Source organism: Streptomyces sp. NPDC059909, from assembly GCF_042730885.1.
Classification (GTDB): domain Bacteria; phylum Actinomycetota; class Actinomycetes; order Streptomycetales; family Streptomycetaceae; genus Streptomyces.
The window spans coordinates 1-26,119 of record NZ_JBHWKX010000038.1 but is presented as its reverse complement, the minus strand read 5'-3'; the positions used below and the strand labels follow the sequence as shown (position 1 = coordinate 26,119).

The window sequence follows — 26,119 nt, the reverse complement described above, 5'->3', positions numbered from 1 at the left end:
CATCGCCGGTGCGGAGACGTCGGTGCGGTGTCCAGCCGGGCCGCGGCGATCGCCTTGCACCCCAGAGGGTGGCCCAGATGGGGTTCGAAGCCGTAGTCCTCAGCATCGGCTCCTGACCCCGCTCGAAGGCCCGCGGCGCGATCGACGCCGAGGGACCGGCCGGCGCACACCCGGTAACTCCCCCACGCCGGGTGCGCGCCGGACTGGTTCCAGAACATCGCCCGATGACAACGAATGACTGATCAGATGCCGAGCAACGCCGAGGGATTGGAGCTGGCAGCCGGACGCACGTCCTCCTCGGACAGACCGGCGTCATGGAGCGCACCGGGGAACATCCGCAGGAGGTCCGAGGGCGTCGGGTTGCTTCCCCCGAAACTGTCGCTCGTCAGGACCACCCGCGACGCCCCGACCTCGTGGATCAGAGCGACGACATCGGCCGGGCGGCGTCGGCGGATCGACGTCCCTACCCGACTCGGCGATGGCCAAAGCGTGCTCGGACTCGTCGAGGTCGAGCGCAAGCACCTCGTGAAGCTCCCTGGACAACGATGATCCCGAGCCCGTCGCGCAGCAGGAGCCAGAAAGCCGTGCGCTGTCGCTGCGGCGCTCGGGAACGTGACGTTGTGCGTCTGCGGCACCGTCTGCCCGCGTCCGGTGTCCGCGAGCTCCGGGTCCGGTGTGGCCGACCGACCGGAAGGATGCCCGGTCGGCCAACCTCATGCAGCCGGGGCGTCAGTCGGCCTGCGCGCCGGGCCGGCCCGCTTCCACGACGAAGCTGGCGTGCGTGGACACCGGAGCACCGGGCTTCGTGACGTAAGGCATCACCCGGTAGTCGCTGCGCCATTCGTCGGGCGTCACCCGGCAGCGGACGTAACCGCGGCGCTGGTTGTAATACATCATGTGTGGGTTGGAGGCGAGCCACGACTCACCGCGCGCGTCCATGTCGGCACCGTCGCCGCCGGAGGCTATCGACGTACCGAGGAACTCGGCGCCGATGGTGGGCGAGTTCTGGTCGTCGAAGTTCAGCTTCAGGTCCGCGACCATGCTGCAGTGCGCGTCGCCGGTGATGACGACGAAGTTGTCCACGCCGCGCTCGGCCACCGCGTCGAAGGTCCGCTGGCGCGCGGGCTCGTAGCCACTCCAGTTGTCGTCCGACAGCGACAGACCGGGACCGGGGTCACGGTCCGCCCTGGCCATCACGGTCTGCTGCGCGAGGACCTTCCACTTCCTGGTGGAGGCGCCGAGCCCGTCGGCCAGCCACCTCTCCTGCTGCGCACCGAGCATCGTGCGGGACGGATCGTCCCGCTCGGCCTGGGTGTCTGCCTGCCGGGAGCGGTACTGACGGCCGTCGAGCACGTTGAAGTCGGCCAGGCGCCCGTAGGACAGACGGCGGTAGAGCTGCATGTCCGGGCCGTTGGGCAGCGCGGCCCGGCGCAGCGGCATGAACTCGTAGTACGCCTGGTAGGCGGCCGCCCGGCGCTGCAGGAACTCCTCCGACGGTCCGGCGTCGCCGTTCCGGGTGGCGTTGGCGTAGTTGTTCTCGACCTCGTGGTCGTCCCAGGTCACGAGCCACGGGAACGCGGCATGTGCGGCCTGCAGGTCCTCATCGGTCTTGTGCTGGGCGTGCCGGACCCGGTAGTCCGCCAGCGAGTAGATCTCCGCCGCGGGGAGGTGCGGTCGTCCGATGGATCCCTGGGAGTCGCCTTCATAGATGTAGTCGCCCAGATGCACGACCAGGTCGAGGTCCTCCGCCGCCATGTGCTTGTAGGCGGTGAAGTAACCGGCCGGGTAGTTCTGGCAGGACGCGAAAGCGAACGACAGGCTGTCCGGACTGGCGTCCAGCGCCGGTGCGGTCTTGGTGCGGCCGACGGGGCTGACGTCCTGCCCGACGCGGAACCGGTAGAAGTACACCCAGCCCGGGCGCAGCCCCTTGACCTCGACGTGCACGGAGTGGCCCAGCTCCGGCGTGGCCCGTTCGGCGCCGGCGGCGACGATGCGGCGGAAGTTGTCGTCCTCCGCGACCTCCCACTCGACCGGAACGATCACCTGGGGCATTCCCCCCTTGCCGTCCTCGGCCAGGGGCTTCGGTGCCAGGCGCGTCCACAGCACCACTCCGTCGGGCAGGGGATCGCCGGAGGCGACACCCAGCGTGAACGGATAGCCCGAAAGGCGCCCCGCCGCCATGGCGGGCGCCACGGAGAAGCCCGCGATCGCCAGCGCCACGCCGGTGCCGGCGCCCATCAAACCGACGAACCCTCGTCTGTCAAGCTGTCCCATGGTCAGTCCTTTGATCTCGTTGTCTATGGGTACAACTGTCAAATGGCCAGACCAATGTGATCGTCAAGTGACGGACAAACGACGGGAATGCGGCAGCCGGAGAGCGGCATCTCCAGTCCCTGACATACGGGCGGAACTGCCGAGCGGGCGCAGCGGAATGCAACCGGTCACTGCATCAGGGAGTTCGTCCGCTCGCTGCTGTCGCAGCCGGCCGAGTCGGAGGCGGTTGGACGACCGAAGGCTGCAGGCAGAGCATGCCCTGGCCGTCGACGTCGGCTTCCACGCCCGCCGGATGTGGCTCACCGGCGGCCATCCTGCCGTCTCGGACCACCACCAGCGCGTTGTCCATCACCCGGGGCCCTGACAGGGGCGCCACATGTCACTGATGCCTGGAAGGGAGACCGGAGCAGGCCGGCGCCGACAAGGTGGCGATGATCACTGGTCCCGCCGCCTTGTTGATCCACGCGGCGATCAGCAACACGGCTGCGCTGAGAGGGCTTCTCGAAACCGAGTGTGGGGCTGGGGTTTCCGTACGGGGGTGCTGTTCAGGCGATTGTGGTCGCGCGGGGGCATGAGGGCAGGGCCTCTCGGTGGCGCAGAGGGTGTCTACGCCACTGCTCACCGGGAGGCTCCGTTGTCGCCGTTGTATCGGTCCGCTGGGGAACAGTCCATTCCGGACATGCGAGTGTGCGACCGCCTCGCCCCCATGTACGGTCCGTGCAGAAGCCGCAGACCGGACTCGCGCCGACTCAATGCCGGACACCGGGCGACGCCGAAGGGCCACAAAGCCTTCATCATCTACACAGCACCGCATCAAGTGGGTCCGACTACATCAACCTCACTCTGCGCTCGTTGCGCACTTGAAGATCAAGCTAGTCGATCCAGACGACAATCCCGGTCAGACCGGTGAGCACCGCCGCGACTCCGGCCCGTACGGCGCGCCCGGCCCGTTCCGGGGTGAAGCTGGCCGGGTCGTACGACGAGGACATGCCGAGTCCCTCGCCCCGGAACGAGGCACCGGTCCAGTCGGCGGCGGTGACGTTCGCCGTCGGCTCGGCCAACTCCGCGCCGACCACGAGGAACTGCTGGTCGAGGTGGTTGGGCGAGACCATGGCCAGGGGGTCGACGAGGTCGTTGCCGGCGCTGATGATCAGGTCGGGCCGCATGCCCATCGCCTCGCTGATGCGGGGGACGAACTGGTCCGGCTTCGTGGCGGTGACGGTCCTCAGGTCGGCGTGCACCTCCTCGGCCCACGACTCCACGGCGCTCACCAGCGTCCTGGTCTGGCGGTCCTTGCCCGCGGTGAGCAGCACCACGCGGTAGTCCTTCGACGGGCGGACCCCGTCCCAGGAGCCGGGCCGCGGAGCGATCGTCGCCTCCGGGGCCGGTGGTGCCGTCGGATCGGAGAACCCCGGGCTCAGGGTGCCGACGGCGCTCGGCTTCGGGTGCGGCTCGGACCAGTCGTCGCCCGAGCCGCATCCGCCGACCAGTACGGCGGTCGCGACTGCCGTGGCCAGCGTGCAGGCAGGCAGAAGCCGAGAGCGCATGGGAAGTCCTCCGTAGTGGCGTGAGTGCGCCTACTTCCTACCTCATGGCGGGCGGTTTTCGGCCAGTGAGCCGACTTGTCCGAGCTTGGTTCCCCGTCGGTTCGCGCATGCGCCACCGGAGGTTCATCCGCGCCCAGCAGATTTCGTGCGCCGACCGAAGAGGAGTCACATGTTTCCCGCCGCCGGGCGTCGCGCCTGTGCCGCCGTCGCCGTCATCGTCGCGGCCGTCCTGCTCGGCGCCGTGCCGGCGCTCGCCCACGGGTTCAGCTCGACCGTGTACGCAGATCTCACCGCGCCCGAGGGTGGGCATGTCCGTACCGAACTCCAGCTGGAGTACGACCTGCTCGTCGTCTCCGCCGCCGACTACGAGAAGGACGATCCGCTGTTCCGGGCGGGCACCGCGGCGTTCGACAACGGCGACGCGAAGGAACAGGCGGCGGCGCTCGACGGCCACGCCGACTCGGTCGTCGCCTATGTGACCCGCCGCTTCGGCGTCACGGCCGGGGGCCGGGAGTGCATACCGGTCAGGGACGGCGACTTCGCGATCGAGCGACGCGAGGGAGTTCCGTACGCCCTGCTGGTCCTCGACTACCGGTGCCCGTCGTCCGCCGAGGCGCACGAGGTGCGCAGTGGGCTGTTCCCGGACTCCGAGGGCTATGTGCGCGACACCAAGACGATCGTCGCCTACGACTTCGATCTGACGTCCGGAAGCACCGCTCTCGACGCCGAGCACCGGTCGTTCTCCACCCAGCAGTCCGGGGCCGAGCGGTTCTGGACCTTCTTCCGGCTCGGAGCCGAGCACCTGCTCGCCGGGCTCGACCACATCCTGTTCCTGCTGGCGCTCATCGTCGGATCACGCCGGCTGCGCGAGATCGTGCTGGCGGCCACGACCTTCACACTGGCCCACTCGGTGACCTTCGTCCTGGCCGCCCTGGGGCTCGTGCAGGTTCCGGAGTGGTTCGTCGAGCCCGTCATCGCGCTCTCGATCGCGGTCGTCGCGGGCTGGCACCTGTGGCGGCTGTGGCGACGCCGGTCCCACGCCACGGACCTGGAGACGTTCGGCCGCGGTCACCTCAGCCTGGACCGCGCGGGCTGGACGCGGCTCGCGGTGGTGTTCTGCTTCGGCCTCATACACGGACTCGGCTTCGCCTCGGCGCTGGGGATCGACCGTGCCTGGTCATGGACGCTCCTGTGGTCGCTCCTCGTCTTCAACGTGGGCATCGAAACAGTCCAACTGGCCATCGTGGCCACCGTCTTCCCGGCCCTCGCCCTGCTGCGCCGGCGTCGGCCGGACCTGGGGTCGTGGACGACCGGAGCGGTCGCGGCGGGTGTGTCCGTCATGGGCCTGGTGTGGTTCGTGCAGCGGACCTTCGGGGTCTGAAGGTCAGTCCAAATTCCGGCAAGTGGAACGATCCGCTTCTCCCCGGTTCATCAGAATGTCACGGCCTCATGTGACTTTTTGTCGAGTCTTACGCCACCCCCCAAATCTCGAACGAACGGAAACCGATGAAGCTCGACAAGGGGGCCCAGAGATCTGGGCTCATCCGTCACCGAGTGGCCATGAGCGCCACCGCGGTGGCCCTGGGCGTGACCACGGCCTTCGGCAGCGGCCTGATGACCGGGGCCCACGCCGAGACCTCCGCGACGCCCGCCGGAGTCGTCCTCGGGGTCGGCGCCAACGAATCGCAGCGCGTCGCGTCCTGGTACACCCCGGCCGACTCGGCGCAGGTGGTCCAGGTCGCGCCGACCTCCCAGCTCGTGGGCGGCGAGTTCCCCGCGAACGCCGTCACCTTCCCGGCCAACGTCGCCGCGAACAGCGTCAACGGCGGTTACAACGGGCACGCGACGATCGACAGCCTGCGCGCGAACACCGCGTACTCGTACCGCGTCGGATCCCAGGGCGGCTGGTCGCCGACGTACTCCTTCAAGACGCAGGAATTCAAGGGCGACTTCGACTTCCTGTTCTACGGCGACCCGCAGATCGGTTCGTCCGGCAACGTGGACAAGGACGGCGCCGGGTGGAAGGACACCCTGGACGTCTCCCTCGCCGCGAACCCGAACGCGGAGCTGCTGGTCTCCGGTGGTGACCAGGTGGAGACCGCCAACACCGAGACGCAGTGGAACGCGTTCCTCGCGCCCGACAAGCTGCGTCAGTACCCGTGGGCGGCCACGATCGGCAACCACGACGTCGGCGGCAAGGCGTACGAGCAGCACTTCTGGACGCCGAACACCGACCGCTCCGCGCCGTACTACAACGGCAGCTCGGCGACCCGGTCGGGCGGCGACTACTGGTACACGTACAAGGACGTCCTGTTCATCGACCTGAACAGCAACGCGTACTCCAACGGTTCCGACGAGGCGCACATCAAGTTCGTCAGCGACGTCATCAAGAACCACGGTGCCGACGCCAAGTACACGGTGCTCGTCTACCACCACGCGATCTACTCGCCGGCCGACCACGCGAACGACGGCGACAACAAGCAGCGCCGCAAGGACTTCCCGGCGGCGTTCTCGAAGCTCGGCGTCGACCTGGTCCTGCAGGGTCACGACCACGCCTATTCCCGTAGCTACGTGATCAAGAACGGCGAGAAGGCGCACCCGGACGAGCAGCCCGGTGCCGCCCAGGTGGCCCAGGGTCCCGGCGGCGTCATCTACGTGACGGCGAACTCCGCGTCGGGGTCGAAGTACTACGACCTCACCGCTCCCGACACGAGCAAGGACCCGAACTACGGTCCCGACCCGCTGAACCCCAAGAACCACTGGGCCAACTCGGTCGAGAACCAGGAGCACGTCCGCACCTACGTCAAGGTCCAGGTGCGCGACAACAAGCTCGTCGTCGAGAACCTCCGCAGCGGCACGTGCGCCGCACCCAACGCCGCCGTGGAGCTGAGCAAGGTGAAGTGGTGTGGCCCGGACAGCGGCGCCACCCCGGCTCAGCCGGTCGGCTCCGCCGTCGACTCCGTGGTGATCCACCCCTACCGCGGCGAGGGCTGGGACGAGCGCGCCGACGTGGCCACCACCACCCCGGCCGAGTCCGACTGGCTCCAGTAGCCGACCCGGGGTGACGCCGGGACTCTCGCGCCGACCGCGCCCAGACGTTCCGGCCCGCTCCATCGGTGGGGTGGGTACCGCCGGGTGCGTGCCCACCCCACCCCGCCCCCGTTCCGCTCCCGCCACCCCGACTCGCCCGAGGACCCTCAGATGCGCCCGCCCAGACCTCGTACCACCACAGCTGCCAGATCCCTCGCACGCGCAGCCGTCGTGGCCCTGCTCGCCGTGCTCGCCTTCCTCGGAACGGGCGCCGGACCCGTGGCGGCGGCGGACGGCGACGCCCCCTGGGCCATCAGCACAGCCTCCAACGACTTCGGGTCCGACCGGCCGAACTACAGCTACACCGTCAATGCCGGCGGCCATGTCACCGACGCCCTCGAGGTCGTCAACCACGGCACCACGCCGCTCCACCTGGCCGTGTACGCCGCCGACGCGTTCACCAACGAGGCCGGCAGGCTCGACCTGGTCGCCAAGGACGCGAAGTCGCCACGCGTGGGTGCCTGGGTCCGTATGGACCGACCCGACGTGACGGTTGGGCCCGGCCGGTCGGTCAAGGTGCCCTTCACGCTCACCGTGCCGCACGACGCCGCGCCCGGCGACTACATGGGTGGCATCGTCACCTCGCCGACGGACGGGACCGACGCCGGCCGCCGTCTCGGCATCCGGATCCGGCTGCGCGTGGGCGGAGCGCTCGAGCCGAAGCTGTCGGTGCAGGACCTGCACGTGCGGTACTCGGGTACGACGAATCCGGTCGGCAAGGGAGATGCAACCGTCACCTACACCATCCGCAACACGGGCAACGCCATCCTGATGGCACGTCAGACAGTTTCCCTGTCCGGCCCCTTCGGGCTCCTGGGGGCCCGCGCAGGCCATGTCGACGACTCGCCCGCGCTGCTCCCCGGCGATACCTGGAAGGTCACCGTGCCGGTCCACGGAGTGACTCCCGCGCTGCGGTCGACGGGGACGGTCACCCTCGTCCCGCTCCTCACCGACGCGTCGGGCTCGGTCGCGCCGCTCGCCGGCGCGAAGACCACGACCCACGCCTGGACCGTTTCCTGGACGCTGCTGCTCTGCCTCGTCGTCCTGTGCGCGTTGGTGGCCGCCGGGCCGGTTTCCTGGAGCCGCCGCCGTCGTCGGGCCAAGGGATCAACCGAGACCGCTTCAGCCGAGGTTGAAGGTGATCACGGCCCGAGCCGGGAAGTGAAAGGCGCCATCGAGCATGTCGGAGCGCTCGACCATGACGCTGAGACCGGAGCCCGTGGAACCCGGTGACGGGTAGATCCAGACGGGGCCCCGCAGGGCGGAGCCGCACAGGCCGTCCGGCAACGGGATCACGGGGTCGGCGACCGCCGCGCTGCCGTACCGGTGGTCGAACAGGTCCTCGCCGTCGGGGACCAGGCCTGTGCGGTGCAGGCACCCCGGTATCAGGGCGCTCACGAAGGTCACCTCGGCCGTGCCGTTCCTCGTGAGGCAGTGAACGTCCTTGTCGTCGGCGGGAATCGGCGCGCCTCCGGCACGGATCGCATCCGGCAACCGCGGGGCGCTCCCCCTACGCACCTGGGTGCCCCAGGTACGGAAGTTCGGGCTCTGCCCGCCGGCCGGCGGAGGCGTGGGCCCGGGCGCGGGTGCGCCGCCGAGGATCTCGCCGACTCGGGCGCGGAATCCCGCCATGCCACCCGGCCGGAAGGCGGGGTCCGTCTTGCGCTCCGGTGCCCACTCCTTGTGGCCCCAGTGCCCGGTCGGCCCCGAGCCCGACGTGCCGCAGCAGGGCGGCCACGCCACACGGGTACGAGTCGATCTGCGCGGGAGTCCAGCCGCGCACGTTCTGCCACGGCCCGCCCTTCCCGGCGTGCCACGCCTGCCCGGCCGCGATGACGATCCAGCTGCCGTCGCGCGCCAGGCCGAGGTTCGCACGGGGCGGACCTGGAGCCCTTCCTTCCGCAGGATGTCCGCCAGCCATGTCAGGTACGCCATGTGAGTCCCCCACTCTCTGCTCGCCGTCGTGGCCCGCCGATCTCGGCGGGCGGGCGGTCGGTGAGGCTGGTCCGGGCGCGGCGCCGCGGACCAGCCGTCAGGTCAGTTCGGTATCCCGGCCCGGACGACGAGCGCGTCGTGGTCGGTGTAGGTCGTCGGCTCGATCTCCAGCGTCGGCGCCGCGAGATTTCCGTAGACGTGCTGGATGCCGGGAGCCTGGGTGGCGGCCGCGTCGGTCAGCGTCCAGAACTGCGCGGGCGCGCACGGGGCTTGCCGGTTGACATCACCGGCGAAGAGGGTGGGCCGACCGCGAGAGGCAAGCACCTGGGTGAGCTCGGCGCACTGGATGGAGTTGGTGGTGCCGGGGGCCTCGCCATCGGTGGAGAGGTGACTGGTGCACACGTCCAGGCCGCGGGCGGTCGTCACACAGATCCAGCGTCGCTGCTCCACTCCGCTGAACACGGAGTACGGCGCGTCCTCGGAGGCGCGGATCTCCTCCTTGGTCAGCACGGCGTTCCCGAACACTCCGCGCCCGTCGGGCGACTTGCACGGCAAGGGGGCGCCGCGGTAGATCACCGTGGCAAAGCGGTAGTGGTAGCCGGTGCGCGCGGCGATGTCGGCCACGTCCCCGCTGCACGCCTCGTTGAGAGTGACCGCGTTGACGTCGTTGGCCCGGATACGGTCCACGACCTCATCGACGATCTTCGGGTACTCGGTGCGGGCATAGCAGCCGGCTACTCCGCTGGAGCAGACGTTCATCTGCAGGAGCGAGTAGGGCGGGTGCGCGTCCTGCGACCAGGCCTCGTCGGACTGCGTCGCCGTGGCGGCGACCGCATTCGGGGCCAGCAACAGCCCGGCGACGCCCAGGCATACGAGGGTCAGCGCACGCAAACGTGTCAGGGTTATTCGGATCATGCCGCCATGCGGCGCAGCTCAGCGGGTCTCTGCGCACCCGCCCTCCGGTCGGCTGCGGGCCCGCCGTCCCGCACAGCCCGACGCGGTTCGCCGGATCGCGTCACAACTCCCGGACAGCGGGTGTCCTCCTGTGCTCCAGCTCCCGGTCATCCAGCGGGAGTCAGGTTCCGGGCCAACGGCTACCAGGCGTACTACGAGCACCTGCCGATGCGTCCGGCGCAGCAGCCGCACGGCCCCGACGCCACGATGTACCGGCGCGTACGGGCGGGCTGGCGGAGTTCAGCATCCTGGACGGCCGCCAGTTCCGCACGGACCAGGCGTACGGCGACGGCCGCAAGGTAGCGGACCCCGACGTCCTGGATCCCGCCCGGACCATGCTCGGATCGCCCCAGGAGCAGTGGCTGCTGGACGGTCTGGGCTGCTCGCAGGCGCGGTGGAACGTCATCGCCCAGCAGGCGATCATGGCCCAGTTCGACTACGACCTGGGGCCGGACAAGATCGCCAACCTGGACCGGTGGGACGGCTACGCGGCGGCCCGTTCCCGCATCCTGGACTACATCGCCGAGCACCGGCCCGCCAACCCGGTGGTGGTGAGCGGCGACTGGCACACGAACTGGGTCAACGATCTCAAGACCGACTTCGACGACCCCCACTCCCCCACCGTCGCCACCGAGTTCGTCGGCACCTCGATCTCCTCGGGCGCCGGCTGGGACGCGGACGTGCGGCTCGGCCTGCCCGCCAACCCCCATGTCCGCTTCTGCAACGGCTCGTACCGCGGCTACGTCCTGTGCGACGTGACACCCGAACGCTGGCGCAGCGACCTGCGAATCGTGCTCAACGCGCGCGACGCGGCGTCGCCCGCGTTCACCATCGCCGCGTTCGAGGTCCAGGACGGCACGCCCGGCGCGCGGCGGATCGACGCGGGCGACGGGCTGTCGGGCCGGGTGACCGACCGGGTCTCCGGCACACCGCTGCCCAACGTCGAGGTGACCGTGACCACGGCGGACGGCACGCGTTTCGCCTCCGGCCTCACCGACCCCGAGGGCGAGTTCCTGGCCTTCGCCCCGCCGGGGACGTACGACCTGACCGCCGTCGGCGCCGGATACGAGCCCGGGTCGGCGACCGCGACCATCACGGGAGTCCTCGGAGACCGCCGAGCCGCTGGACCTGGCCGCCGTGGGCCACCTGGACCAGCTCGACCGGCTCAACCTGCCGTACGCATCGGCCAGTCAGCCGCGCGGTTCCAACGCCTGGCAGCAGCACACGGTGCGCTCCACGTCCGTCGAGGTGATCTCGGCCGGCGGCCCCGTCGCCTCGGTCCGGGCCGTCGGCGCCAGCACCTCGGTGCCCGACATCGCCGTCACGACGACGTACAGCATGCGCGCGGGCCGGCCATGGGTCACGGCGGAGACGGTGTTCACCAACGCCGGTACCACGCCGCACACGGTGTGGGTGGGTGACGTACTGGACCACGACGGCACCGGTCAGCGCAGTGGTGTCGCGGGGCACGGCACCATCACGGCCTCCGCCCCCGCGGACTTCACGCCCACGCGCCGTGGATCGGCATGACCGGTCCCGACCGCCAGACGTACGGACTGCCGTACGAGGAGGGTGGATTCACCGCGTACGCGTGCGGGATCTGGGCCATGACCCAGCGTCAACTGACGCTCCAGCCCGGGGAGACCTTCACGCTCAGCAGGCGGACCGCCGCGGTGGACAACGGCGGCACGGCCGACCCGTTCGCGGTCCTGGCGACGCTCCGACCCGGCGCGTCCCGGCCACGGGAGCGACCCGCGCGTAAAGGGGTCCCCACAAGCTCTCGCCTGTGGGGACCTGCGCACCGCCGGGACGACAGGATCCGAACCTGCTCCCCTGATCCCTACCGCACGCACACCGATGCCGGGCGCTCCGTGAGCGGGGCGCCGGGGCAGTCGGTGCGGCGGGCCGGGACCAGGAGGGCCGCACCGGCCGCGGCGAGGAGGAGCAGCGCCAGCAGCGCGAACCCGTGGGTGTACCCGGACTCGTAGGGCAGACCGGAGGGCTGCAGCCGGCCGGTGACCAGGACGAGCGCGGCGCCGATCGAGCCGCCGATGGTGCGGACGTTGGCGTTCACGCCGGTCGCGGCGCCGGTCTGCTCGGGCGGAACGCTGCCCACGATGAGGTTGGCCATCGAGGCGAAGGCGAGGCCGATGCCGAGGCCGAACACGCCGGAGACGAGGACGAGCTGCCACTGTTCGTCGTGCCAGAGGGCGAGGACGCCGCAGGCCATCGCACCGAGCGCGGCACCCGCGGTGAGCTGGGCCTTGGGGCCCATGACCGGTGCGAGACGGCCGCTGAGCACACCCAGAGGCCCACCGCGACCTCGCCGACGTCGTCCGCGCCCTACGGCGGCCGGCGTCCTGGCCGCGCGAGCGTGAGCATCCTGCCGCACCCCGGCACTCATGCCCCGTGGCCCAGTCAGCATCAGCTGTGCGGGGTGCGCAGGGCGAGGATGGCCATGTCGTCGTGGCCGTCGCTCGGGTGTTGGTCGGCCAGGGTGTTCACGAAGTCCTGCAGCGGCAGGTCGGCGTGGGCGGTGGCGAGTTGGGCGAGTTGGGCGAGTTGGGCGAGTTGGGTCAGGCTCTCGTCGACGGTGCGGGCGGGATCTTCGATCAGCCCGTCGGTGTAGAAGACCACGGTGGCCCCGCGGGGCAGGGGGTGGGTGTGGTCGGGGCAGTGTTCTTCGGTGTTCACCGCAAGCGGCAGGCCTCGGCGTGCAGGTATTACGTCTGCCGTCGGGAGTGATCAGCAGTGGAGGGAGGTGGCCCGCAGTGCTCCAGTGCAGCGTCCAGCCACCGCCTTCTGCGGGTTCGATGCGGGCCAGGCAGGCGGTGGTGACAGGCAGGTCCGTGATGGCGTGCAGGGTACGGTCGAGCTGATGCAGGACTGAGCTGGGCGGGGTGAGCCGGTCGAACAACAGGGCGCGCAGCATGCTGCGGGTCTGGGCCATGGCAGCGGCCGCGCGCAGGTCGTGGCCGACGACGTCGCCGATGACCACGGCGCAGGCGTTATCGGGCAAGGTGGGCAGCAGCAGCCGCTGGAAGTGTTCGGCGCTGTCGCGGACCTGCTCGAACAGGCGGACGTTCTCGATGGCGATGCCGGGCCAGGGTCAGGGCGGCGGGGTGCCGGGTGAGCAGGCCGGTGGCCTCACGCACCGACAATGTGGGCAGAGCCGGGGCGGGTCCGACGGCGCGGGGAAGTGCTGTGCGGGCCCAGTCGCGGACGGTGGAGTAGCTTCCGGTGTAGCCGCGTTCGGTGATCTCGCAGTAGAGGACGGTGGCGGTGAGCCGGCTTCCGGCTTCCGGCTTCTGCCCAGCGATGTTCCAAGTAGGGCTTGAACGGGTCGAGTTTGCTGCCTCGGCGCGCGGCCGACGGTCTTCGGCGAGGTCCTGCAAGCGGGCGGCGTGAGCGTAACGGCGGGCGGTTGCTGATGGGCCAGGGGCTGAGCCCACGTGAAATCGCCCGCCGCCTGGGCTGTGTCCGCAACACCTGCGTCCCTCGCGAGCTCCGCTTCGGAGTACAGCAAAAGGAGGGTGCCCGAGGTCAGGAGTCGGCGACGGAATTGTCAGATGCTCTACCACTTGAGCTACACCGACCCGAAGTCGATGACGGGATTCGAACCCGCAACATTCCGATCCCCAAGAAGTATCCGCTGCCTGCGCACCGGGCACCGGGCACCCACCATGTGCTACGCCTCCCGAGATCAAGTCGGCGGAACCGACAAGGCGCTCTGCCCGCTGAGCTGCACCGGCTCGTCGTACCGGTGGCGGGGCTCGAACCCGCGGCCGCCCCATGTGCATCACTCCAGGAGGCGTACCGCGGGCCGGGCTGACCAATCAATTTCCGCGGGAAGTTCAGTCGCGCTTCTGCCGCTGCCAGGGTCCCGTGATCGCTACCAGAATCCCCGGGGTCTGGATGTTCGCGTACAGGATCGTGCCGTCCGGAGAGAACGTGACTCCCGCGAACTCGCTGTACTCCGGCTCCGCCTCGGTGCCGATGTTCAGGTCGTTGCGCGCGATGGGGTACGTACGGCCGCTGTCGGTCGCGCCGAAGAGGTGCTGGACACCCTCGCCGTCCTCCGCGAGCACGATACCGCCGTAGGGCGAGACGGTGATGTTGTCGGGGCCGTCGTAGGCGCCGTCCTTGGACGGGTCGGGGTTGACGCCCAGCAGCACCTTCAGCGTGAGGGTGCGGCGCTTGGGGTCGTAGAACCAGACCTGCCCGTCGTGCTGCGCGGGGCTCTCCGCACGGGCGAACGAGGAGACGATGTACGCGCCGCCGTCGCCCCACCACATGCCCTCGAGCTTGCGGGCGCGGGTGATCTCGCCGGTGGCGAACTGCTTGCGGACGGAGACGGTCTTCGCGTCGCGGTCCGGTACGTCGACCCAGTCCACGCCGTACACCGTGCCGATCTTCGTGGCGCGCGAGAGGTCGTCGACGAACTGACCGACAGAGTCGTAGCACTTGGGGGCCTGCAGCACACCGGCGTCGTCGGCGAGGGTGCGGAGCTTGCCGCGGCCGTGCTCGAAGCCGGCCGGCGGGGTCCAGCGGTACAGCAGGCCGTTGGGGCCCGCGGCGTCCTCGGTGAGGTAGAGGTGGCCGCGCTTGGGGTCGACGACGACGGCCTCGTGGGCGTAGCGGCCGAGGGCCTTGATGGGCTTCGGGTCGCGGTTGGCGCGGGCGTCGCGCGGGTCGACCTCGAAGACGTAGCCGTGGTCCTTGGTCATGCCGTTGGAGCCGGCCTTGTCCTCGGTCTCCTCGCAGGTGAGCCAGGTACCCCAAGGGGTGGTGCCGCCCGCGCAGTTGTTGGAGGTGCCTGCGATGCCGACCCACTCGGCGACCGCGCCGCCGGGGCGCACCTCGACGACGGTGCAGCCGCCGGACGCGGCGGGGTCGTAGACAAGGCCGTCGGTGAGCGGCACCGGGTACTTCCAATTGGCGCGCGGGCCGCTCAGCTCGTGGTTGTTGACGAGCAGCGTCGCGCCGCGCGGGCCCTCGAAGGTGCCGGTGCCGTCGTGGTTGGACGGGGTGTACTCGCCGGACTCCAGCTTCGTCTTGCCGCTGTAGGTGACGATGCTGTACGAGAAGCCGGCGGGGAGGGCGAGGATGCCCTTGGGGTCCTCGACGAGGGGGCCGTAGCCGAGGCGGCTGACGGCGTCGGCGGTGTCGCCGAGGTCCGCGCCGTCAACGGGCTCGGTGTCCTGGCTGGCGAGAGCACCCGGCGTGGTGGCGAAGGCTCCGACGCTGCCGACCAGCGCGACACCGGCGCCGGTGATCACGGATCGTCTGGCGAAGTCCCTGCGGGTGAGCGACATGGTTTCTCCTGAGGCCTGAGGGCGCGTACGGCTGGGGCTTGGCGGGGGTGGCGCGGCGCGACCGTTTCGACGGTCACCGTTGCCGCCCGCCTCAAGGACCTTAGGTGCAGCAACCAACGTTTGACACGGACTGCTGGTTGAACGTTCACGGAACGGGGGATGGCCGGCATCCGGGCCGATGCCCCGCCGATAGCCGTCGATATCTCGACCGGCACCTTTCGGTGGCCGGATCGCAGAGCCCACCGGGCCATCAGGCACTGGCGATCGCGAACATCGTCAACTGGTCGTCGAGCCGCATCATGGCGTCCGAGACCCGCTCGAGGACGTCGTTGGTGGGCTTCCTCATGCCGTCGGGCACGATCATCGACGCGGCGAGCGCGGGCAGCGGCACGGGCGCGCGCCCCAACTCTCTTGGATTTTAAGGGCATTGCTCCAGGTCAACCATGCAGAAAGGTGCCTGCCAGCGGGTGAAGTCTTTCAGTAACCCTGCTGGGTGAGTCGTGAATATCGGCTCGTCATGACATGAGCAAGGAGTGCCAGGTGAGCCGCGCGGATACCCCACGTCGAGGCAGTCGGCAGGGCAGAGCGGGCATCAGGGAGGTAGCCGCCGTCGCCGGTGTGTCCGCCACGACCGTTCCCGATGCACTGAACGGCAAGGGTCGGCTACCGAACGCCACCCGGTGCCATGTCCGAGAGGTCGCAGACCGGCTGGGCTACCGCCCGTCGGCCGCGGCCCGCACCCTCCGTACCGGGAAGTCGGTCATACGGATCCGGTGCGTCGGGGCGTTGCTCGAGTCTGGCTTGGTGCCGGCTACTTCGTACACACGGACGTGCCGACGCCTGGTCGTGATCACGATCCAACCGGCGACGATGTTCGCGATCGCCAGTGCCTGATGGCCCGGTGGGCTCTGCGATCCGGCCACCGAAAAGGTGCCGGTCGAGATACCGACGGCTATCGCCGGGGCATCGGCCCGGATGCTGGCCATCCCCCGTTCCGTGAACGTTCAACCAGCAGTCCCTGTCAAACGTTGGTTGCCGCACCTAAGGTCCTTGAAGATCGAAGGAAGGACTTATGGACAGACCTATAGCAATCCGGGCTCGTGCCATCGCAAAGAGTTTCGGTGACGTCGTCGCGCTCGACGGCATAGACCTTGATGTGACGCAGGGTCAGATCCATGGCCTGATCGGACCGAACGGCGCCGGGAAGACGACCTTGCTCGGCCTTCTGCTGGGGCTCTCGGTTGCCGACAGCGGTCGCCTGGAGGTCCTGGGTACACCGGTCGGGCGGGCACTCGACGCCCCCGACGGTGTCGCCGGCTTCGTGGACGGTCCCGCTCTCTACCCCTCGCTCACCCCACGGCAGAACCTCGCCGCGCTGGCCGCACTCCGCGGCCACGACGCGCGCACGGCGGAAGTCGACGACGTACTCGCCGAGGTCGGCCTCACCGGCGTCGCCGACGAACGCACCCGCGGCTTCTCCCTCGGCATGCGCCAGCGGCTCGGACTCGCCGCCGCCCTGCTGACCAAGCCCCGCCTGCTCGTCCTCGACGAACCGTCCAACGGCCTCGACCCGGCCGGCAAGAAGCACGTGCACGGTGTCCTCAACCGGCTCGCGGCCGACGGAACCGCCGTCGTGCTCTCGAGCCACAACATGGACGACCTCGAGACGCTGTGCTCCGAGGTGACCATCCTCGCCACCGGACGCGTCGTCTTCTCCGGCCCGCTGAGCAAGCTGGCCACCGACAACCGTGAACTCGACTACCGGCTGCTCACCTCCGACCCGCAGGCCGCCCGCCGGGTGGCCGACGACGCTCCGGGGATCCAGGTCCTCGAGGACGCCGGGGTACGGCAGGACGCCGAACTGCTCGTCGTACGCGCCCTTGTGCCCGCCCTCGACGAACTCGTGGTGCGGCTCGTGGCGAAGGGCGTCGCGCTGCGCGAGCTCACTCCCGTGGTGTCGCCGCTCGAAGCCGCGTTTCTCGCCCTCACCGAACAGCAGGAGGCGGGCAGATGACCGCGACCCTCACCCCGAGCCGGGAACAGGAACACGAGCAGGTGACCAGGGGCCCTCGCGTCCCCGTCACCCGCACCTGTCGCTTCGAGCTCGTCAAGCTCGTCTCCCAGTGGCGGATCCGCCTGCTGGTCCTCGCCTGCTGGATCGCTCCCGCCCTCTTCGTCGCCGGCGTGAGCCAGCAGGCCACGCTCCCCGTGGACACCCTCTTCGGGCGCTGGATGCACGCCTCCGGGTGGGCCGGACCGCTGGTGATGCTCGGTTTCGCCGGGAGCGTGGCGCTCCCGCTGCTGACCTCGGTCGTGGCCGGTGACGTGTTCGCCTCCGAGGACCGGCTCGGCACCTGGCGCCAGCTGCTCGTGGCGGTCCGCTCGCCTCGGCGGATCTTCGTGGCGAAGGCAGTCGCCAGCCTCACCGTCCTGCTACTGCTCGTGGCCGGGATCGCGGTCTCCAGCACGGTCGGCGGCCTCCTGGCGGTCGGCGACCAGCCACTGGTCGGCCTCGACGGCCGCCTCCTGGCGCCGTCGGACGCCGCCGTTCAGGTCCTGCTCTCCTGGGTCTGCGCCCTCGCTCCGACCCTGGCGCTCGCCGCGCTCGGCTTCCTCGGGTCGGTCACGCTGGGACGGTCCCCGATGGGGCTGCTGGTGCCCGTGCTCGTCTCGTTCGCGATGGCGGTCGCCCAGATGCTGCCGCTTCCCGTGGCCGTCCGGGTCGCCCTGCCCACCTACGCCTATATCTCCTGGAACGGTCTGTTCACCAGCCCGCAGCAGCTCGGCCCGCTGCTGATCGGCATCGTCGTCAGCCTCGTGTGGGCCGTGGTCGCAACCGCGCTGGCCTACGTGCTCTTCGTACGGCGCGAATTCACCAACCCGACCCACGACGGTCCGGGCCGCCGCGCGATCACCGTCGGAGTCCTGCCGCTCGTCGGGGTGGCCGCCGTGTCGTTCGCGGTCGTCGCCGCGACGACCTCGGCGACGGGCTCCGGGATCGAGCAGGACAAGGTGCAGCGCTCGGTCGCCACGGCGTTCGCGCACCTGTACCGCATACAGACCGACCAACTCAACCGACCCGCCGTCACCGAGGCCCAGTTGAAGGCCACAGCGGCGTGCAACAAGGGAAACACCAGGGTCGCAGCGCAAGGCCCGGGCAACGACTGGCGCTGCGTCGTCACCTGGCATCTTCCCGGTGTCGAGCCCACCGGACAGGCCATCTACCAACTCGACATCACTCCGGACGGGCGGTTCATGGCCGATGGCGATGGACCGAAGGAAGTGAACGGCTACTTCCTGGTGCGGACCCCCGACGGGGACGCACCGAACCCACTGTGGCAGTTCGACGGCAACGTCGAACTGCTCGAAACCACCCAGAAGGGATAACACTCGATGCAGGTAACTCGCCGCCACAAGCTCGCTGAGGAAGCTCGGATCAGCCTCCTCGGAAGACTTATCGGCCGCCGGATACCGCTGTTGACGGCGGGCACCACCGCCGTCGCTCTCGTGGTCGCCGGCACGGCGTTCGCCCAGACCCACCAGTTCGGCACGGACCAGGTCGGTCAGGTCACTGCCGACGGCCAGGTCGTCTCCGGCAACCAGTACATCGCCCCGTACGGCGACCGTCTTGTCATCAACCAGGGCAAGATCATGTCGTCCTCGGTCAGCCCGGACGGCACGCACATGGCTGCCTCGGTCACCGACGGTGGCGCGGCCCTGGCCATCGTGGACCTGAAGAACTGGAAGACGCAGCAGCTCGTCAGCAACGCTGCGTCGTCCAACCCTCGCATCAGCAGCAACAACGTGGGCCAGGAAGGCCCGACGTACTCGCCCGACGGCAAGCAGCTGTGGCTGGGCCAGCCGGACGGCTACACCGTGTTCACCGTGAACGCGGACGGCAGCGTCTCCAGCCCGAGGACCGTCGCCATCCCGGCGCAGGGTTCCAAGAGGGCCCTGGTGGGCGAGGCGGTGTTCTCGGCCGACGGCAAGACCGTGTACTCCGCGGTCAACGGCCAGAACCGGGTCGTCTCCATCGACGCGGCGACCGGGACCATCAAGCAGAGCTGGGCCGTGGGCAACGCCCCGCGCGACATGATCGTCGTCGGCGGCAAGCTCTACGTCAGCAACGAGGGTGGCCGCCCGGCCAAGCCCGGCGAGCCCACGATCAACTCGTACGGCACGCAGGTACTCGCCGACCAGAAGACCGCTGCCACCCTCAGCGGCACGGTCAGCGTCATCGATCTGGCGAACCAGGACGCCGCCGTCTCCAGCATCGAGGTCGGTCTGCACCCGACCGCCCTGTACGCCAAGAACGGGGCGCTGTTCGTCACCAACACCGCGACCAACGACGTGTCGGTCATCGACACGGCGAAGGGCGAGGTCGTCCAGACCATCGCCACCCGGCCGTGGGCCGAGGCCTCGGTGGGTTACGAGCCCAACGCGGTGACTCTCACCGACGACGGTCACCTGCTGGTGACCCTCGGCCGTGCCAACGCGGTCGCCGTCTACAACTACACCTCCGCGCAGGAGCCGGTCAGCTACGTCGGCCTGCTCCCGACGGACTACTTCCCCTCGGAGATCACCACCGTCGGCGACCAGGTCTACGTCTCCAACACCCGTGGTATCGACGCCCGCCGTAAGGCCAGCGGTCACGGCACCCACGACACGACGTCGAGCCTGACGAAGTTCACGCTGCCCGACGACAGCGTGATCAGGTCCTACACCGGCAAGGTCTTCAAGCAGAACGGCTGGAACGGCGAGTCGCTCAAGAAGTCCGACGGCACCCCGGCCAAGCCGGTGCCGGTCCCGGTCAAGCTCGGCGACCCCTCGACGATCAAGCACGTCTTCCTGATCGTCAAGGAGAACCGGACCTACGACCAGGTCTTCGGTGACATGCCGCAGGGCAACGGCGACCCGTCGCTGGCGCAGTACGGCGAGAACGTCACGCCGAACCAGCACGCCCTGGCCAGGCAGTTCGGCCTGTACGACAACACGTACGACATCGGCACGAACTCCGCCGAGGGCCACAACTGGCTGATGCAGGCCGACAACCCGGAGTACACCGAGTCCTCCGCCGGTGAGTACATGCGCAGCTACGACACCGAGGACGACGCCCTCGGCCACCAGCGGACCGGCTTCATCTGGACCGGTGCGCAGGACGCCGGCAAGTCCGTGCGGAACTTCGGTGAGTTCCAGCAGTTCCTGACCAAGCCGGCGGGCGCGACCTGGCAGAACCTGTACTGCGACAGCAAGAACATGGCGGCGACCGGTCAGGACACCGCCTACCCGCTGAACTCGACCTCGCCGATCCCGTCGCTCAACGACGTGTCGGTGCACGGCTTCCCGAAGTACGACCTCAGTGTCCCGGACGTCTACCGCGCCGAGATCTGGAGGCAGGACTTCAAGAAGAACGGTCCGGCGAACCTGAACATGTTCTGGCTCTCCAACGACCACACCGGCGGCCCGGTGAGCGGTGCCGCCGGGGTCGCGGACAACGACCTCGCCGTCGGCAAGATCGTTGACGAGATCTCGCACAGCGAGTACTGGAAGGACTCGGCGATCTTCGTCGTCGAGGACGACTCCCAGGCCGGCACCGACCACGTCGACGGCCACCGCGCCCCGGTCCAGATCATCAGCCCCTGGGCCAAGCACGGAGTGGTGGACAGCCACTACTACTCGCAGATCAACATGATACGGACCATCGAGCAGATCCTCGGGATCCAGCCGATGAACCAGAAGGACACCGCGGCCAGCCCGATGGCCGCGGCGTTCACCCAGAGCCCGGACTTCACGCCGTTCACCGCGCTGCCCAACCGGGTCTCGCTGACGGACGGTGTGAAGAATGGCGCGCCGTCCTGTGGTCTGGACACCCCCGCGGCGCAGAGCCTGAAGGCGGAGGTCGTGCCGGCGGCCTCGGTGCCGGCGGACATGAAGGACCTCGCCGCCGAGTGGGACCAGTGGAAGTCGAAGCAGCGGCTGTCCGGTCCCCAGGCCGTGCCGGACTACGCTCCCCCCGCCCAGATGAACCACTTGGCCTGGTACGAGCGGTACAACTGGGCGAAGCCGTACCCGGGTGAGAAGAAGATCTACGCTCCTCAGGACGTGCCGGGTGCGTTCATCCCGTCGGCGGAGAACGAAGGCTGACGTTTGCCGGTAATCTGAGCGGCGACTGCCGTCAAAATGCCCCGGAGCTTGATCGCTCCGGGGCGTTTGCGCTGGTGCCCCTGGCAGGATTCGAATCTGCAACACCCGATACCCCACCACGGCAGCCCGCAGCCACAGGCTGCGCAATCGGCAGCGTGGCGCGTCCTGCCGGACTCGGGGATGTCCACCAACGGCAGGGCCAACGGCAGCACACCGACCGCCGGCGGGTGACATGCGGACCGCAGCAGTCACTGCCGCACAGGGCGGCGGGACGTCGGTCAGAGCGGCAGTGGCCGGTCGCCACTCCAAGACCCGGGCGCGACAGGCGCGTCGGCGGGCGCGGCCGAACCGACCGCGGCGAGCCGGCGGCGGCGGGCGAGCCACAGCACGACGGCTGCGTACAGAAGGATCATCGGGACGTCGACTGCCACCTCCATCCATCCCATGTCGGCGGCCGTCTCGTCGGAGGCGAGGGCTCCCGCGATGGCTGCCGCGATGCCCATCGCCAGCAGGTTGTTGATGACGTGCAGGGCTATGGCGGCTTCGAGTCCGCCCGTACGTATCGCCAGCAGGCCCGCGACCAGGCCGAAGACGACCAGGTCGGCAAAGCCCCAGGGCGTGCCCCACCCGTGCGCGGTGGCGAAGAGGACGGCCTGCGGCAGGACCGCGATCCATGGCGAGCGGAACCACGCGCCGAACGCCTGGAGAAGCCAGCCACGGAACACGTACTCCTCGGCCGCGGCCTGGAACGGCACGAGGGCGCACACCATCGCAAGGCCCAGCAGGAACGAGGAGAGGCCGGCCCACTCCAGCTCCTCGGTGTCGCCCGCGGTTTCGGGCAGCAGTACGGAGATGCCGAGCGTGCCCGCGACGAGAGGCAGCGCCACCGCCAGGCATATCCCGAGCCAGCGCCACCGCAGCCGTCCGGCCACCGACGACACGGTCCCTGCCGGGCGCCGCTGCACCCAGCGAGCTGTCACCAGAACCACCGGAGTCACCAGCGCGATGGACAGCAGCGCCAGCGCCGTATCACCGATACCGCCCCAGGTGGGAATGCCGTCGGAGTCCAGCGGGCGGTCCATGACCTCCCCTGCGATCTCGGCGCCGATGAACGTCACCACCATCACCACGAGCGAGCCGATCAGCACCACTCCGCTCCCCACCAGGGGGGACCACCACCGGTGCCACCCGGTCGCCCGGGTGAGTCGGTGGAAAGGGAGGGGCCGCGGCGGTGGACCGGGCGGAAGCGGCGGCATGGCGGGGTGGGCATACGGCGGCCAGGCTCGGTTGCCCGTCATGTTCTCCGTATCCCGGCGGCCGAACACCGGGTCATCAGCCGTCGGCACGATCTGCGTCTCCAACCAGGGGATGGACAGGACCAGGGACAGTGCATGCCTCGGGAGGGACAAGGACCCAAGCCTCGAGGAGTGCGGTCGTCAGTATCGTCGTCGCCGTCGGCTGCCGGGACCGGGGGTCGACGGCGGCTTCCGCCGCATCGGAAACCGCTGCGGCCCGCGTCAGCCGTCCAACCAGGAGACCCTGTGGGCATCAACGCCCATGAGGTGGTCCACGTCGCGCTCCGTCAACGCGTCCCGGCGACCCCCACCCCGCGCCTGCGCCCCGTCAGCGGGAGCCGGCGGGGCCGATGCTCGCGCGTTCGATACAGCTCCGGCAGGGGCAGCTGGACGGTGCGGGCGGAGCCGCCGTCGAGCAGGGCCGTGAGCTCGCGGGCGGCGGTGCGGCCGAAGGCGACCGTGTCCCGGGACAGTGCGGCGAGCCAGCGCTGCACAAGGCGGCACAGGGCCGAGTCCTCCCAGGCCACGATGGACACGTCGACCGGCACCGCGTAACCGAGTCCGGTCGCGGCGGTGATTCCGGCAACGGCCATCACATCGTTGTCGTACACCAGCGCGGTCGGTGGTGCATCGGCCTCCAGCACGCCGCGGGTGACCTCCGCCGCCTCCTCGTCGGAGCAGTCGGTGGTGACCGAGCGGACCTCGGCCAGGCCCAGCCGCTCGGCCTCGGCCCGCAGCGAGCGGATGCGGCGCTCGGTGTGGGCGAGTCCGGGGAGCCCCGCGATGTGCACGATGTGGCGGTGTCCGAGCGCGTGCAGACGGCGGACGATCGAGGCCATCGCGCCCGCGTCGTCCGCCCACACCGTGGACAGCCCCGGGTGGCCTTCCTTGGGGCCCCGCCGATCACCACTCCTGGCAGTCCCAGTTCGTCGAGCAGGTCCGGCCGCGGCGGAGGCGGCGGCACGACCCGCGAGATGGTCACCAAGGCCGCCCGTATGAAGGACCTGGAGGGCTCGGCGACCGTCGTCTGGGAGACCCCGGAGGAATTCATCACCAAGGCCGAGGCCGAGTACCCCAGTCCGCCGGTGTGGGTCGGCGAGCTCTACCTGGGGCTGCACCGGGCCACGCTCACCAGCCAGGCGAAGACGAAGCAGGGCAACCGGCGCTCCGAGCACCTGCTGCGCGAGGCAGAGCTGTGGGCGGCGACGGCCGCGGTGCGGACGGGATTCCCGTACCCGTACGAGCAGTTGGACCGGATCTGGAAGACGGTCCTGCTGCACCAGTTCCACGACATCCTGCCCGGCTCGTCCATCGCCTGGGTGCACCGCGAGGCCGAGAGGACGTACGCGGCCGTGGCCGATGAGCTGAACGGCATCATCGACGCGGCCCAGCGCGCCCTGGCCGGTGACGGTACGGCCGAGCTGGTCTTCAACGGGGCGCCGCACGGCCGGCACGGGATCGCCGCCAGCGGTACCGCGCAAGTGGTCCCCGCCGGCGCGTCGTATCTGCACCCGCGTGAGGGCGACGGTCACATCCTGGACAACGGACTGCTCCGGGTGGAGATCGACGCGCGCGGTCTGGTCGTCTCCGCGTACGACTTCGGCGCGGAGCGCGAGACGGTCGCCCCCGGCAGCGCCGCCAACCTGCTGCAGATCCACCCCGACTTCCCGAACATGTGGGACGCGTGGGACGTCGACGAGTTCTACCGGAACACGGTGACCGACCTGGTGGACGCGGAGGAGGTCGCGGCGGTCCCGCCGGCCGGGGGCTCGGGGGCCGCGGACTCGGGGGCCGCGGCGGTGCGGATCGTGCGCACCTTCGGGGACTCGAAGGTCACACAGGTGCTGACGCTCGCGCCGGGGGCCAAGCGGCTCGACATCGACACCGAGGTCGACTGGCACGAGACCGAGAAGTTCCTGAAGCCGGCGTTCCCGCTGGACGTGCACGCCGAGCGGTACGCGTCCGAGACCCAGTTCGGCCACTTCCACCGGGCGACCCACACCAACACGAGCTGGCCCGCCAAGTTCGAGGCGTGCAACCACCGCTTCGTGCACGTCGAGGAGCCGGGCTGGGGTGTCGCGCTGGTCAACGACTCCACGTACGGCCACGACGTGACCCGCACCGTCCGCACCTCCGACTCCGGTACGACGACCACGGTGCGGGTGTCCCTGCTGCGCGCACCGCACTTCCCCGACCCCGAGACCGACCAGGGCCTGCACCGCTTCCGCCACGCGCTGGTGCCGGGAGCGACGATCGGCGACGCGGTCCGCGAGGGTACCGCGTCAATCTGCCGGAGCGCCGGGGCACCGGTGCGGGCACCGAGGTCGCGCCGCTGGTCGCGGTGGACGACGACGCGGTCGTGGTGACCGCCGTCAAGCTCGCCGACGACGGCAGCGGCGATGTCGTCGTCCGCTTCCACGAGTCGCGGGGCGGCCGGGCGCGGGCGGCCCTGACGACGGGCTTCGCGTTGGCCGACGCCACGGCGACGGACCTGTTGGAGCATCCGCTCGCGGAGGCGGCGACGCCGCGGCGGGCGGGCGACACGGTGTTCCTGTCGTTGCGTCCCTTCGAGCTGATGACGCTGAGGCTGAAGCGGGCATGACCGAGGACCGACGCGGGAGGAGGGGCCACCGAAGTGCGGCCCCTCCTCCGCTTGTTCGCCCGTACAGTTACCGCGTTTTCGGGACGAAAGTGAGCCATTGGTACAGTGAGATGTGTCTGAGTGCGGCCGGAGGGAGCCAGCGGACCATGGCGGTCGACGAACTCGACACCCGCATCCTGCGGCTGCTGATCGAGCAGCCGCGCACCAGCGTGCGTGAGTACGCCCGGATCCTCGGCATCGCGCGCGGCACGCTCCAGGCCCGGATCGACCGGCTGGAGCGGGACGGGGTGATCACCGGCAGCGGGCCCTTCCTCTCCCCCGCCGCGCTCGGCCATCCGGTGCTGGCGTTCGTCCACATCGAGGTCACGCAGGGGCATCTGGACGAGGTGGGCGACGCGCTCGCCGGCGTACCGGAGATCGTCGAGGCTTTCTCGATCACCGGCGGCGGGGATCTGCTGACGCGGGTCGTGGCCCGCGACAACGGCCATCTGGAGGATGTCATCCAGCGGCTGATCAATCTGCCGGGCGTGGTCCGTACGCGTACGGAGATGGCACTGCGGGAGCGGGTGCCGCACCGGCTGCTACCGCTGGTCGAGTCGGTGGGGCGCGCCACACGAGGGGCGCGCTGACGCCCTGGGCGGACGCGCCACACGAGGGGCGGGCTGACGCCCCCGACGGCCGGTTGACATCAGGGAGTCCATGAGCACTGCGCGGAGGACCTCGGTCATTTTCGATCTCGACGGGACTCTCGTGGACAGCGAGCCGAACTACTACGAGGCGGGCCGCCGGGTTCTCGCCGGCTACCGGGACTAATCGCAGTGCATCGGGCTTCAGCCCGGTGGTGAAGCGAATGGAGAAGTGCTCTGACCCGCACCTTAGAGCGGACGGTTCTGCTGCTCGATGTACTGACGGACTATCGACAGCGGAGCCCCGCCCACCGATCCCGCGAAGTAGGAGCCGGAC

General features: G+C 69.8%; 16 protein-coding genes and 7 pseudogenes. 11 read left to right on the top strand and 12 right to left on the bottom strand.

The window, feature by feature from the left end; translation table 11 throughout:
* Positions 1–729 precede the first annotated feature (729 nt).
* Together ACFV9O_RS24545 and ACFV9O_RS24540 are read right to left on the bottom strand one after the other, a co-directional pair.
* Positions 730–2,274 carry an alkaline phosphatase D family protein gene (locus tag ACFV9O_RS24545; RefSeq protein ID WP_385421184.1) on the bottom strand — a complete coding sequence of 515 codons (1,545 nt, stop codon included), beginning with the start codon at positions 2,272–2,274 and terminating at the stop codon, positions 730–732.
* 872 nt (positions 2,275–3,146) lie between these two features.
* Positions 3,147–3,821, bottom strand: a complete 675-nt coding sequence (locus ACFV9O_RS24540; protein ID WP_385421182.1) for a hypothetical protein — start codon at positions 3,819–3,821, stop codon at positions 3,147–3,149.
* A 169-nt stretch (positions 3,822–3,990) separates the two neighbouring features.
* On the opposite strand from ACFV9O_RS24540, the gene ACFV9O_RS24535 reads away from it, so the two are divergent.
* The 3 genes from ACFV9O_RS24535 (at position 3,991) to ACFV9O_RS24525 (ending at position 8,144) form a co-directional block, all read left to right on the top strand.
* The gene (locus tag ACFV9O_RS24535) at positions 3,991–5,202 is read left to right on the top strand and encodes a HupE/UreJ family protein (protein ID WP_385421180.1); all 1,212 of its coding nucleotides are present in this window, start codon (positions 3,991–3,993) and stop codon (positions 5,200–5,202) included.
* Between the two features lie 179 nt (positions 5,203–5,381).
* Entirely contained in the window at positions 5,382–6,872 is a 1,491-nt protein-coding gene (locus tag ACFV9O_RS24530) for a fibronectin type III domain-containing protein (RefSeq protein ID WP_385421178.1), read from the top strand.
* 150 nt (positions 6,873–7,022) lie between these two features.
* Positions 7,023–8,144 carry a WxL protein peptidoglycan domain-containing protein gene (locus ACFV9O_RS24525; RefSeq protein WP_385421176.1) on the top strand — a complete coding sequence of 374 codons (1,122 nt, stop codon included), beginning with the start codon at positions 7,023–7,025 and terminating at the stop codon, positions 8,142–8,144.
* Here the strand turns inward: ACFV9O_RS24525 and ACFV9O_RS24520 are convergent.
* Both ACFV9O_RS24520 and ACFV9O_RS24515 read right to left on the bottom strand, forming a co-directional pair.
* Complete coding sequence (locus ACFV9O_RS24520) at positions 8,034–8,654, bottom strand: hypothetical protein (protein WP_385421175.1); 621 nt, start codon at positions 8,652–8,654, stop codon at positions 8,034–8,036. The two genes, ACFV9O_RS24525 and ACFV9O_RS24520, sit on opposite strands and share 111 nt — an antisense overlap.
* A 294-nt stretch (positions 8,655–8,948) precedes the next feature.
* Positions 8,949–9,737: an endonuclease/exonuclease/phosphatase family protein gene (locus ACFV9O_RS24515; RefSeq protein WP_385421174.1), complete on the bottom strand. Its 789-nt coding sequence runs from the start codon at positions 9,735–9,737 to the stop codon at positions 8,949–8,951.
* Positions 9,738–9,739: 2 nt separating this feature from the next.
* Between ACFV9O_RS24515 and ACFV9O_RS24510 the strand changes: the two genes are divergently transcribed.
* Positions 9,740–11,221, top strand: a complete 1,482-nt coding sequence (locus ACFV9O_RS24510) for an alkaline phosphatase D family protein (protein WP_385421172.1) — start codon at positions 9,740–9,742, stop codon at positions 11,219–11,221.
* Positions 11,222–11,640: 419 nt separating this feature from the next.
* On the opposite strand, the pseudogene ACFV9O_RS24505 reads toward ACFV9O_RS24510, so the two are convergent.
* From ACFV9O_RS24505 to ACFV9O_RS24490, 4 genes and pseudogenes are all read right to left on the bottom strand, one after another.
* Positions 11,641–12,105: pseudogene (locus ACFV9O_RS24505) on the bottom strand (MFS transporter); the annotation flags it as partial.
* A 119-nt stretch (positions 12,106–12,224) separates the two neighbouring features.
* Positions 12,225–12,900: pseudogene (locus ACFV9O_RS24500) on the bottom strand (PP2C family protein-serine/threonine phosphatase); the annotation flags it as partial.
* 754 nt (positions 12,901–13,654) lie between these two features.
* Positions 13,655–15,115 (bottom strand): alkaline phosphatase PhoX, encoded by a 1,461-nt coding sequence (locus tag ACFV9O_RS24495; protein ID WP_385421171.1) that lies wholly within the window; start codon positions 15,113–15,115, stop codon positions 13,655–13,657.
* A gap of 250 nt (positions 15,116–15,365) precedes the next feature.
* Positions 15,366–15,521 (bottom strand): hypothetical protein, encoded by a 156-nt coding sequence (locus ACFV9O_RS24490; RefSeq protein WP_385421262.1) that lies wholly within the window; start codon positions 15,519–15,521, stop codon positions 15,366–15,368.
* A gap of 116 nt (positions 15,522–15,637) precedes the next feature.
* Here ACFV9O_RS24490 and ACFV9O_RS24485 point away from each other — a divergent pair.
* A pseudogene (locus ACFV9O_RS24485) lies at positions 15,638–15,874 on the top strand (LacI family DNA-binding transcriptional regulator); the annotation flags it as partial.
* On the opposite strand, the gene ACFV9O_RS24480 reads toward ACFV9O_RS24485, so the two are convergent.
* Positions 15,829–16,101 carry a hypothetical protein gene (locus ACFV9O_RS24480; protein ID WP_385421261.1) on the bottom strand — a complete coding sequence of 91 codons (273 nt, stop codon included), beginning with the start codon at positions 16,099–16,101 and terminating at the stop codon, positions 15,829–15,831. The pseudogene ACFV9O_RS24485 and the gene ACFV9O_RS24480 overlap by 46 nt on opposite strands.
* A gap of 86 nt (positions 16,102–16,187) precedes the next feature.
* Here ACFV9O_RS24480 and ACFV9O_RS24475 point away from each other — a divergent pair, with 86 nt between their 5' ends.
* The 3 genes from ACFV9O_RS24475 to ACFV9O_RS24465 are packed head-to-tail and all read left to right on the top strand — an operon-like array spanning position 16,188 to position 21,259.
* Positions 16,188–17,129, top strand: a complete 942-nt coding sequence (locus tag ACFV9O_RS24475; protein ID WP_385421169.1) for an ABC transporter ATP-binding protein — start codon at positions 16,188–16,190, stop codon at positions 17,127–17,129.
* A complete protein-coding gene (locus ACFV9O_RS24470; RefSeq protein WP_385421168.1) occupies positions 17,126–18,502 on the top strand; it encodes an ABC transporter permease in 1,377 nt (458 codons plus the stop codon). The genes ACFV9O_RS24475 and ACFV9O_RS24470 overlap by 4 nt, the downstream gene beginning before the upstream one ends.
* Positions 18,503–18,508: 6 nt before the next feature.
* Positions 18,509–21,259 (top strand): alkaline phosphatase family protein, encoded by a 2,751-nt coding sequence (locus ACFV9O_RS24465; RefSeq protein ID WP_385421167.1) that lies wholly within the window; start codon positions 18,509–18,511, stop codon positions 21,257–21,259.
* A gap of 278 nt (positions 21,260–21,537) precedes the next feature.
* Here ACFV9O_RS24465 and ACFV9O_RS24460 read toward each other — a convergent pair whose 3' ends face one another.
* Both ACFV9O_RS24460 and ACFV9O_RS24455 read right to left on the bottom strand, forming a co-directional pair.
* A complete protein-coding gene (locus ACFV9O_RS24460) occupies positions 21,538–22,422 on the bottom strand; it encodes a CPBP family intramembrane glutamic endopeptidase (protein ID WP_385421165.1) in 885 nt (294 codons plus the stop codon).
* A 460-nt stretch (positions 22,423–22,882) separates the two neighbouring features.
* Positions 22,883–23,503: pseudogene (locus ACFV9O_RS24455) on the bottom strand (LacI family DNA-binding transcriptional regulator); the annotation flags it as partial.
* A gap of 1 nt (position 23,504) precedes the next feature.
* Here ACFV9O_RS24455 and ACFV9O_RS24450 point away from each other — a divergent pair.
* From ACFV9O_RS24450 to ACFV9O_RS24440, 3 genes and pseudogenes are all read left to right on the top strand, one after another.
* Positions 23,505–25,156 (top strand): annotated as a pseudogene (locus ACFV9O_RS24450) (alpha-mannosidase); the annotation flags it as partial.
* Positions 25,157–25,302: 146 nt separating this feature from the next.
* Entirely contained in the window at positions 25,303–25,785 is a 483-nt protein-coding gene (locus ACFV9O_RS24445) for an Lrp/AsnC family transcriptional regulator (protein WP_385421164.1), read from the top strand.
* A gap of 70 nt (positions 25,786–25,855) precedes the next feature.
* A pseudogene (locus ACFV9O_RS24440) lies at positions 25,856–25,960 on the top strand (HAD family phosphatase); the annotation flags it as partial.
* A 71-nt stretch (positions 25,961–26,031) separates the two neighbouring features.
* Here the strand turns inward: ACFV9O_RS24440 and ACFV9O_RS24435 are convergent.
* Positions 26,032–26,119 (bottom strand): annotated as a pseudogene (locus ACFV9O_RS24435) (IS200/IS605 family transposase); the annotation flags it as partial.

Coding starts and splice junctions, on each gene's coding strand:
- ACFV9O_RS24495 (WP_385421171.1), bottom strand. CDS start 15,115: ATGTCGCTCACCCGCAGGGACTTCGCCAGACGATCCGTGATCACCGGC.
- ACFV9O_RS24545 (WP_385421184.1), bottom strand. CDS start 2,274: ATGGGACAGCTTGACAGACGAGGGTTCGTCGGTTTGATGGGCGCCGGC.
- ACFV9O_RS24480 (WP_385421261.1), bottom strand. CDS start 16,101: ATGGCCAGCATCCGGGCCGATGCCCCGGCGATAGCCGTCGGTATCTCG.
- ACFV9O_RS24470 (WP_385421168.1), top strand. CDS start 17,126: ATGACCGCGACCCTCACCCCGAGCCGGGAACAGGAACACGAGCAGGTG.
- ACFV9O_RS24535 (WP_385421180.1), top strand. CDS start 3,991: ATGTTTCCCGCCGCCGGGCGTCGCGCCTGTGCCGCCGTCGCCGTCATC.
- ACFV9O_RS24475 (WP_385421169.1), top strand. CDS start 16,188: ATGGACAGACCTATAGCAATCCGGGCTCGTGCCATCGCAAAGAGTTTC.
- ACFV9O_RS24465 (WP_385421167.1), top strand. CDS start 18,509: ATGCAGGTAACTCGCCGCCACAAGCTCGCTGAGGAAGCTCGGATCAGC.
- ACFV9O_RS24525 (WP_385421176.1), top strand. CDS start 7,023: ATGCGCCCGCCCAGACCTCGTACCACCACAGCTGCCAGATCCCTCGCA.
- ACFV9O_RS24540 (WP_385421182.1), bottom strand. CDS start 3,821: ATGCGCTCTCGGCTTCTGCCTGCCTGCACGCTGGCCACGGCAGTCGCG.
- ACFV9O_RS24530 (WP_385421178.1), top strand. CDS start 5,382: ATGAGCGCCACCGCGGTGGCCCTGGGCGTGACCACGGCCTTCGGCAGC.
- ACFV9O_RS24445 (WP_385421164.1), top strand. CDS start 25,303: ATGGCGGTCGACGAACTCGACACCCGCATCCTGCGGCTGCTGATCGAG.